The organism is Thiorhodococcus mannitoliphagus (genome assembly GCF_010915725.1).
In the GTDB taxonomy this organism is placed as follows: Bacteria; Pseudomonadota; Gammaproteobacteria; order Chromatiales; family Chromatiaceae; genus Thiorhodococcus; species Thiorhodococcus mannitoliphagus.
Genome location: NZ_JAAIJR010000073.1, coordinates 20,175 through 29,337, shown reverse-complemented (window position 1 = coordinate 29,337; position 9,163 = coordinate 20,175). Strand labels below are relative to the sequence as shown.

The following is a 9,163-nucleotide window of genomic DNA, read 5'->3' as shown; positions in this document are numbered from 1 at the left end:
GGATGGTCGGACGCTTCATCGAAATTTGACTCACCTGCAAGCATTTTGCGCCCTCAAGGATTCTAGTGGCCCTTGGCGCTGGCGGGAGGGCGATTGCAATATTCAGACAGCCTCTGAGATCGCTTTCAAAGCGAAGCGCCCGTCTGTTGGGGCGGCCTACCTTTGTCCGAGGCTGTGCGGCTAGGCGCGCAAGGTCTCGTCTGTGCGGGGCGCCCAATCGCTCGCTTTGTATTGCCGCAGGTAGTGCTCGATGGCGGCGGCGTCCAATGGTCTCGAGAAGAGGTAGCCCTGGCCGGATTGGCAACCCTCGCGGACGAGGAAGTCGAGCTGCGCTTGGGTTTCGATACCCTCGGCCAGGACCTCGAGCGAAAGACTGCGGGCCAGGCCGATGACGGCCTTGGCGATGGCGACGTCGTTCGGGTCGCTCGGGAGATCGGCGACGAAGGATTGGTCGATCTTGAGCTTGGTCAGGGGCAGGGATCTCAGATAGCCCAGCGACGAGTAGCCGGTGCCGAAGTCGTCGACCGCGATTCTGATGCCCAGATCGCGCAGTCGGGAAAGCCGCTTTGCGGCAAGCTCGGGTGCCTGCAGCATGATGGATTCGGTGATCTCGAGTTCCAAGCAGGCGGAGTCCAGCCCACTGTCCTCGAGCGCCGCATGGATCTGCTCGATCATATCCTCTTGATCGAATTGCTTGACCGATAGATTGACGCTCATGAGCGCGCCCTTGGCCATGACACCTGTGTCTTGCCAAGCTTTCATCTGCCGGGTCGCCTCGCGCAGCACCCATTCGCCAATCTCCAGGATCAGCCCCGACTCTTCGGCGAGCGGGATGAAGCGCGCGGGCGACACCAGCCCCATCTCCGGGTGCTGCCAGCGCACCAATGCCTCGACCCCACACAGGCTTCCGGTCTTCAGATCGAGCTGCGGCTGATAGTGCAGGATCAGCTCCTCGCGGAGGATGGCCTGGTGCAGGCTGGCCTCGAGCCGCACCCGCTCGAAGGCCTTGGAGGTCAACTCCTGGGCGTAATACTGATAGGTGTTGCGGCCTTCTTCCTTGGCGCGGTGCATGGCGGCATCGGCGTTGCGCACCAGCTCATCGACGTTGGTGCCGTGCTCGGGGTAGATGCTCAAGCCGATACTGGCGCCGAGAAAGATGCTGTGGTCCTGGATCTCGAAATGATCGCCGAAGAGGTTGAGCACCTTGCGGGCGACCAGGGCGGCGTCGGAGTCATCCTTGATCTCAGTGAGGATGACGGCGAACTCGTCGCCGCCCATGCGGGCGACGGTGTCGTCCTCCCGGAAGATGGTCTTGAGGCGCGTCGAGACCGCGCGCAGGACTTCATCTCCGTAGTTGTGATCGAAGCTGTCGTTGATGTGCTTGAAGCGGTCGAGGTCGATGAAGAGCACGGCGAGCTTGTTGTCGCGTCTGTGCGCGCGACGGATCCCTTGGCTCAGCCGGTCGGCGAACAACAGGCGATTCGGCAGTCCTGTGAGGGGGTCGTGCTGGACGAGGTGCGCGTAGCTCAGATCCTTTTCCCGCAGTTGCTCCATGAGCGCGAGCTGATCGGTAATGTCGCGCGAGGACTCGATGATGCCGATGATCTCATTGTGCTCGCCGCGCAGCGGGCTGGCTGCGATCTCGAAGGTCCTGGGTTCGCCGTTTCGCCCGCGGTGATTGTGGATGAGCTTGCAGGGGTTGCCCGTGTCGAGGACCTCTCGCAGCGGACAGGGGTGGTCATCGCCAGAGCAAGGCTGCTCGCTATGGTGCGAGATGCGATGGCACTTGAGGCAGCTGGCATCGAACTCGGCGTCGATGATCGATTGGCGCGCGACGCGGTTCATGCGCAGAACACGGTAGTCGCTCGCGATGACCAGGATGGGGTCGTCGATGCCGTCGATGACGTGCTGCAGGAAGGCGCGCTCGCCTTCGAGTGCTTGGTTGGCGAGTCTTTGCTTGGTGATGTCCATGACGGTGAAGGTCGTTCCCTCGGCCGGGTTCTCCTTGTCGATGAGCGTGGAACTCAACAGGACGTGGATGATCTCACCGTTCTTGCGTCGCAGTCGGGTCTCGACGTTTCCCGTGCCCGTCCGCTTCACTTGCTCGTATTTTTCTCTGCCGACGCGCGCGAACTCCAGGTCGCTTGGGTAGACGATCCGCGCGCTCTGCTCGAGGAGCTCTTCGCGCGTGAAGCCCACCATGGCGCAGAAGGTCGCGTTGACCTCCTTGAAAATCCGCGCTTGCAGCAGGCCGATGCCGATGGGGGCGGCGCGGAAGATGCTGCTCAGCCTCTGCTCGCGCTCACTCAGCGCCTGCTCGGCGCGCTTGCGCTCGCTGATGTCGCGCGCGAGTCCGATGGCGAGCCAGCGCTCGCCCAGCTGCATGGCAGACAGCGAGAGTTCCACCGGCACCGTGCTCCCATCCTTGCGCAAGCCCTCCAGCTCCAGGGTTTCGCCGACGACGGGACCCTGGCCTGTGCGGGCGAAGTGCTCGAGTTGTCGCCTGGCCGATGTGTGGTAGTGCGCGGGTGCGAGCAGTGGATGCACGCTACGCCCGATGGCCTCCTTCGCGCTGTAGCCGAAGATGCGCTCGGCGGCTGGATTCCACGCCATAATCCGGTCGGATGCGGCATCCGTAATGATGAAGGCGTCGCGGATGCTCTCGAGTGCGACGCGCAGCTGCTCTTCGCTCTCGGCGAGGCGCCGCTCGACGGTCTTGCGCGCGGTGATGTCCTGAACATAGCCCTCGAGGTGTCTGACCTGTCCGTTGCGGTCCTTGATGGGGCGCGCACGGCAGTGGACCCAGCGCTCCTCACCGCTTGGACGTAGGATGCGATAGTCGATGTCGTGCGGATGTCCGTGCTCCATGCTGTCCTGCAAGGAGTCCAGGACCATCTGCGCATCCTTCGGGTTGAGACACTGCTTCAGCGTTTCCGGGCCAGCTGGGGTGCTTGGATCCAGATCGAGGATCCGATACGCCTCCTCGGACCATTCGCCCTTCGCACTCTGCGCGTCGAGCGTCCAGAACCCCAGGTGGGCGCTTGCCTGCGCGTCTCTCAATCGCTTATCACGCAGCGCGATGCTGTCCGCCATGCGGTTGAAGGCCTTGGCCAGATCGGCCAGCTCGTCATCACCCTGCACCGGGAGGCGTGCGTCATAGTGACCTTGCTCCAAGGCGGTCGCACCCGCTTGGATACGCCTGACCTTGCCGATCACGAAGTGCTGGAGCAAGGCGCCGCCGACCACGAACAGGGTGAGGAAGACCAGCACATGGTCGCGCAGGCTCTTCAGGAAATAGGCATTGGCGTGCGCCTCGATGTCGTCCATTGGCAGCCTGATACTGCTGACCCCTCGGATGCTACCCTCGACATAGCCGGATGCCGGCTGCAGCGGGCCGCGGACGGCGTCGGGGACATCCTTCGGGTCGCCATGGCACTCGAGGCAGTAGGACTCCGTGCGGATCGGCAGGCTGTAGTAGTAGAAGCGCGCGCCATCCGGCGCGGTGAAGGGGGTCAGTCGCTCCGTCGCATCCGGATGCTCCGCGAAATAGGCGATGTCCGCTGACTCGACAGCATCCGGGTGGTTGTCCGGATTGCGGCTCTCGAGACTGGCGATCTTGATCGTCAGCTGACTGGGTTCTTGCGCGCGCATCTCTGCGGCGATGTGCGCTAGGGCATGCACCGGCAGCAGGTCGATGGTCTGCTCCGTGAGGGGCAGCTTGCTGTCCAGAAACAGCTGGCTATAAACCTTCCTGGTTGCCGTGAGCACGGCGTGGAGGGTTCTCGCCTCGATTAAGGCGGTCTGGATGATGCCTTCTCGGGAGGCGCGGTAGTGATCGATCTGGACGGCGATGAAGCCGATCAGCACCGCGATCGCGGTGCCGAGCCAGATCTTGAGCTGAAGGCGGGACATCCGCAGGCGCTGATGCATTTCAGCCGGCTGCTATCCGTGCGGGACGTCTGTGCCGGTGTTCTGACTGGACCCGCCGAAGGGGCGCGTCGCGACTGCCCGCCGACTGGCCGCCTATCCATACTGCCGAGAAATACGGGTACTCAAGCGTCGTCAGGGGTGCTGGCGCTCCGGTCGTGACGTAAGCGGGAATTAGGTGGTTCTGCAAGACGAGGCTGCCTGAGGCTGCATTCATACTAAAGTAGTGATTTTCGCGCTGCAGATCCAGCGTTAAGCGATCGACGTCGTGCCTGTTGCACGGCTGAAGCGGTCGAGCAGGGTGCGCGCAACCGCCGCGTGTCGTCCGGCTGTGCTCGCTGCTGACCCGGGGCGATCGGTCGAGCCTGCTCATGCCCATGCGGCCGCGAGTTCCTCGGAGGCTAGCGGGCGGCCGAAGAGGAAGCCCTGCACCTCCAAGCACCCTGCTCGCCGCAAGAAGTCGGCCTGGTCTGTGGTCTCGACCCCTTCCGCGATGGTCGCGAGTTCCAAGCTATCGCTGAGCGCGATGATGGCGCGCACGATGGCGTCGTCATTGCCGTCCTGCGTGAGATGCTCCACGAATGAACGGTTGATCTTGAGCCGATTCAGCGGCAGCCGTTTCAGATAGGCCAGGGACGAATAGCCGGTGCCGAAGTCGTCGACCGCCAGGGTGATGCCGAGCGCCCTCAGCGCTTGTAGGGCGTCCACTGCGCGCTCCGGGTGACGCATGATGGTGGATTCGGTCACCTCCAGTTCCAGGCGCTCGGGGGTAACGCCGGTGGCGTCGAGAACGGCGCGGACGCGGTCGACCAGGCGCGTGCCTTCGAGTTGGTGAACGGATAGATTGACCGCAAGCCTGGGGATCCTGAAGCCTTGCCAATCCCAAGCTGCCAGCTGCCGGCAGCTCTCCTCCAGCACCCAGGTGCCGAGCTGGTCGATCACGCCGATTTCCTCCGCGAGGGGGATGAAGCGCGACGGCGGAATCGACCCCAGCTGCGGATGCCGCCACCGGCAAAGTGCCTCGACACCGATGAGGCGCCCATTCGCGAGCGCGATCTGAGGCTGATAGTGCACCGCCAGTTCCGCACGCTCGATGGCCCCGCGCAGGTCAGTCTCCAGCCGCAACCTGTCCTCGGCCCCTTCGGCCATGCTCGGCTCGAACAGGGCGAAGGCGTTGCGCCCCATCGCTTTGGCGCGATACATCGCGATATCCGCGTGGCGCAGCAGGGTCTCGATGTCCTCTCCATCCTTCGGATAGATGCTGACACCGATGCTCGCGGTGACGAAGAGGTCGCGGTCGTGGACGCGGAAGGGCTGTGTGAAGATGTGTAGGACGCGCTCGGCGAAGACGGCGGCGTCATCCGCGCTCCCGACCTCCTCCAAGAGGATCACGAACTCATCGCCGCCCAGGCGCGCGATGGTGTCCTCGGCCCTGACCTCGATGGCGAGTGATTCTGCCGTGCGCTTGAGCAAGGCATCACCGAAGAGGTGTCCCAGGGTGTCGTTGACGATCTTGAAGCGGTCGAGGTCGATGAAAAGGAGTGCGGCCTTGCGCTGGTAGCGGCTGGCGCGTTGAACGCAGTGCTCCAAGCGCAGCTGGAAGAGACTGCGATTCGGCAAGCCGGTCAGCGGGTCATGGTGCGCCAGGAAGGCGAGTTGCTCTTCCGAGCGTTTGATGTGGGTGATGTCGCGAAAGACGCCGACGTATTGGGTGGTCTCGTCGGCGCCGTCGAGCACGGCGCTGATGGTCATGAGTTCTGGGTAGACTTCGCCATTCTTGTGGGTGTTCCAGATCTCGCCACGCCAAGATCCGGTCTCCTTGATCTCTTTCCACATGGCTTCATAGAAGGGCGCCGGATGTCGGCCTGACTTGAGGAGGCGGGGCGTCTCGCCCAGGACCTCTTCCTCGCTGTAGCCGGTGATCTCTGTGAAGGCCTTGTTGACGGCCAGGATGCGCTCGTCCGGGTCCGTGATGACGACGCCCTCGGCGGTACTCTCGAAGACGCGCGCCGCCTGGCGCAGCGACTTCTCGGCCTCGACCCGGGTGGTGATGTCTTGCACCGCGCCGACCAGTCTGTCCAAGCGGCCGTCGCAGACCACCGGCTGGCAGGTCAGCTGGATCCAGCTTTGGCCGTTGCCGCTTTGTGCGAGACGCACTTCCAGGTTGTAGGGCCGAGCCTGGGTGAGGGCATGCCGGGTTGCGGACCGCAGCTTCGGCTGGTCTCTTTCATCGAAATGTGGCAGGAGATCCGCCAGGGCGGCGATTCGCGCGGACTCGATTCCGAAGATCTCGCGCGCGACCTCGGTCAGGTTCAGGCGCCTGCTGCTGGGGTAGAACTCCCAGCCGCCGACCTTGGCGAGACGGCCGGTCGCGCTCAAGAGTTCTTGGCTGCGCTCCAGGGCGTCTTGGAAGGTCTTGCGCTCTGTGATGTCGCGATTGACCCCGCGCTGCCCGAGGTAGCGCCCGTCCTCGGTGGTCACCGCCTTACAGATGTGCTCGATCCAGCGCACCTCTCCAGTGTCCTTTAGGATGCGAAGTTGCATCGGGCTTGTCTCATGCGGCGCTGCTTTCTGCGTTTTGCAGTCCGCGACATGTTGGTCCCATGCCGCGAGGTCGTCGGGGTGCATGAGCTGGCGGATTAGGCTTGGGTCGGAGAGAAAGTCCTCGGCGTCGTGTCCACTGACCAGGCTGCAGGCCGGTGAGACATAGCGGTGGTGACCCTTAGGGTCGAGCCAGAACTCCCACTCGGGGTTGTGCTCGGCGAGCACCCGGTAGTTCTCGATGCTCTCGCGCAGCTTGACTTCGTCCTGGTGGCGCGTGATGAAGACGGCGACGTGACGCCCGACGGTGTCGAGCAGGGCCTGCTCCTCATCGAGAAAGCAGGGCATTTCGGCGTCGAATGGCGGGTTGCGGTAGGCCACGCGGATCTCGCCCTCGTGACCGGCATCGAGCGGGAAGCGGGTGGACTGCGACCAGGGGGTCGTCTGGAAGCCCTGGGTCTGAAAGCTCGCATCCGGCAGCCGGATGACGGCCTCCGCCAGCTCGGGAAACTGCCAAGCGGTTGGAAGCCGTTCCACGACACGCTGCAGGACAGTCTCGATCGGCTGGTCAGCTTGGCTGGTCTCGATCAAGACATCGTGGAGCGCGGAGAGTTCTTCTAGCCGCTCCTTGAGGGTTGCCTCGCTATGGCGCAGCCGTGCGCTGGTCTCGATCAGCTCATGGTGTTGTCGAATCGTCTCGCTGCGGTCGATCACGGCGCAGACGAATTGCGGTAGACCATCGCGCGCGCCGGGCAGGGGCGCAATGTGCAGGTCCCCGAGGAAGCCCGCGTCCGTGCCGTTGTTGAAGTGAATTCCCTCGAGCGTGGCGCTCCGGTCGTCCCCCAGCCTGGACCAGGCACTGCGGCCGTCAGCCAGTTCCGACCAGGCGCTGATGACATTGTCTCGGTCGGCGGTGCCGATCATGCGTGCAAAGAAGTGCTGGCGGAAATGCGACGCGCCCAGATTGAAGAGCCTCTGAGCGGCGCTGTTGCTCTCCTTGACCAAGCCTTGGCGGTCGATCACCAGTCCGGCGACGGGCAGGCCCTGAAAGAGCGCGCTGAAGCGCATCAAGGCCTCCTGCACCTCGGTGTGACTGAGCATCAGCTCCTCGTTCTGGATCTCGAGTTCCGCTTGGTAGACGCGCAGGTTCTCGACCAGGGTGTGGGTGCTCATGTCGTCCGCATGCAGCATCTGCTCGGCGAGGTCGAAGCGCTTCTCGCGCAATGCCTTCAGGGCGCGGGCCTTGACGTTTTCTGTCGAAGCATCGAGCGCCTCGAGGATGGCGTCTCGCGGCTTTTTGTGTTGGCGTGGCTCGCTCATGGGGCTCGTGCGGATTTCTTCTCATGTGGTGATCTGGCCGCTCCATGCAAGAATACGGCAAGGCGGGCGCCTATCCGAGGGCTCGCCGGCTGGGCTCCCGCAATGCGTCGGCGGGAGCCCGATCTGTCATTAGGCTCGGCCGGCTGCGATTGCAGGCTGAGCTGCGGTTTTACCCGCTGGTATCGCGGTCTTCACGGCCGCGAGCAACTCCACGGCGCGGAAAGGCTTGGAGAGGCAGATCTCCGCCCCGGCATCCAGGATGCGGGCGCGATTCTCGGGGCTGTCGTAACCGGTCATCGCGATGACGCGGATGTGCGCTGTTTCGGGGTCATTGCGCAGGTGTTGGCAGATCGCGAAGCCGTCGACACCCGGCAGCATGAGGTCCAACAAGACAAGGTCTGGCTGAAAGCGCTGCAGCCGCCGCCCCGCCTCGAAGCCTTCGTAGGCCGTCTCGATCTCGGGCGCTGGCTCAAGCGTTTTCAGGGTCTCATTGACGAAGGCTGCGAATTGCAAGTCGTCCTCTACGATCAGGATGCGCATCAGCGCTCGCGATTCGGACGCGAGTCTCATGCCATGGCGTCTGGCAAAGTCCCTGATCTCGCGGGCGTCGAACCGACGGTGGCCGCCGGGCGTGGTCTGCGCCGGCAGCTTGCCCTGGCGTGCCCAAATGCGGACCGTCACGGGTGAGACGCCCAAGAACTGCGCGACCTGGCTGGGCGTTAAAAGGTCTTGCTTGACCATGTCGAGTCCTCTCACAGGTTGCACGCACTCAGGTGCTTTCCGGGAAACAACAGACCCGCGGTTCCGATCCCGAGGATGGGCAAAGCCCTGGCGATGGGCTTCTTTCGGAGTGCCGAGGGTCGAGGGGCGTGCCCATCATCCCAGCTCAGCGCTCTGCAGGATGGGCATGTCCGTCCAGCGCCGAGGTGACGCTCAAGCCCCGCGTGCGGACTTTGCCCATCCTGCCGATCCGCGCCTTTTGGGTAAGGTCATTTCCGGAGTCCACCTAAAGCCCTTGTTCGCCTAAGTATATCGTTTTTATCGATTCTGTCAGCATGGCCAGCTTGCCGCGGCTGTGACCACAACTGATGCCTGACGTCGGTTGGTCCGAGGCCCGGCGCAAGGGCGCATCTTGGGCCTCCTGGCCTTGGTCATCAGTTGGGGCGGTAGGGTGGACGAGCGAGAGCGAAGTCCACCGAATCCCGCGTCGGCGTTGGTGGACTGCGCTGCGCTTGTCCACCCTACAGAAGACGACTGGTCGAAACGATGATCGACGCCGGCCTCCTAACGTCGGCCCATTACCCTAGAAAGTGTCCATCAACAACTTCCCCCCTTTCGCAAAGGGGGGCTCGGGGGGATTTCGGGCGGCATCGCT

3 protein-coding genes are annotated in these 9,163 nt (G+C 63.6%); all 3 read right to left on the bottom strand.

What is annotated here, in order from left to right; all coding sequences use genetic code 11:
* Positions 1 to 180: 180 nt before the first annotated feature.
* A complete protein-coding gene (locus G3480_RS16570; RefSeq protein ID WP_164655005.1) occupies positions 181 to 3,930 on the bottom strand; it encodes an EAL domain-containing protein in 3,750 nt (1,249 codons plus the stop codon).
* A gap of 366 nt (positions 3,931 to 4,296) precedes the next feature.
* Positions 4,297 to 7,788 (bottom strand): EAL domain-containing protein, encoded by a 3,492-nt coding sequence (locus G3480_RS16565; RefSeq protein ID WP_164655004.1) that lies wholly within the window; start codon positions 7,786 to 7,788, stop codon positions 4,297 to 4,299.
* A gap of 129 nt (positions 7,789 to 7,917) precedes the next feature.
* Positions 7,918 to 8,529, bottom strand: coding sequence for a response regulator (locus tag G3480_RS16560; RefSeq protein WP_164655003.1), 612 nt, complete (start codon positions 8,527 to 8,529; stop codon positions 7,918 to 7,920).
* Positions 8,530 to 9,163: the final 634 nt, after the last annotated feature.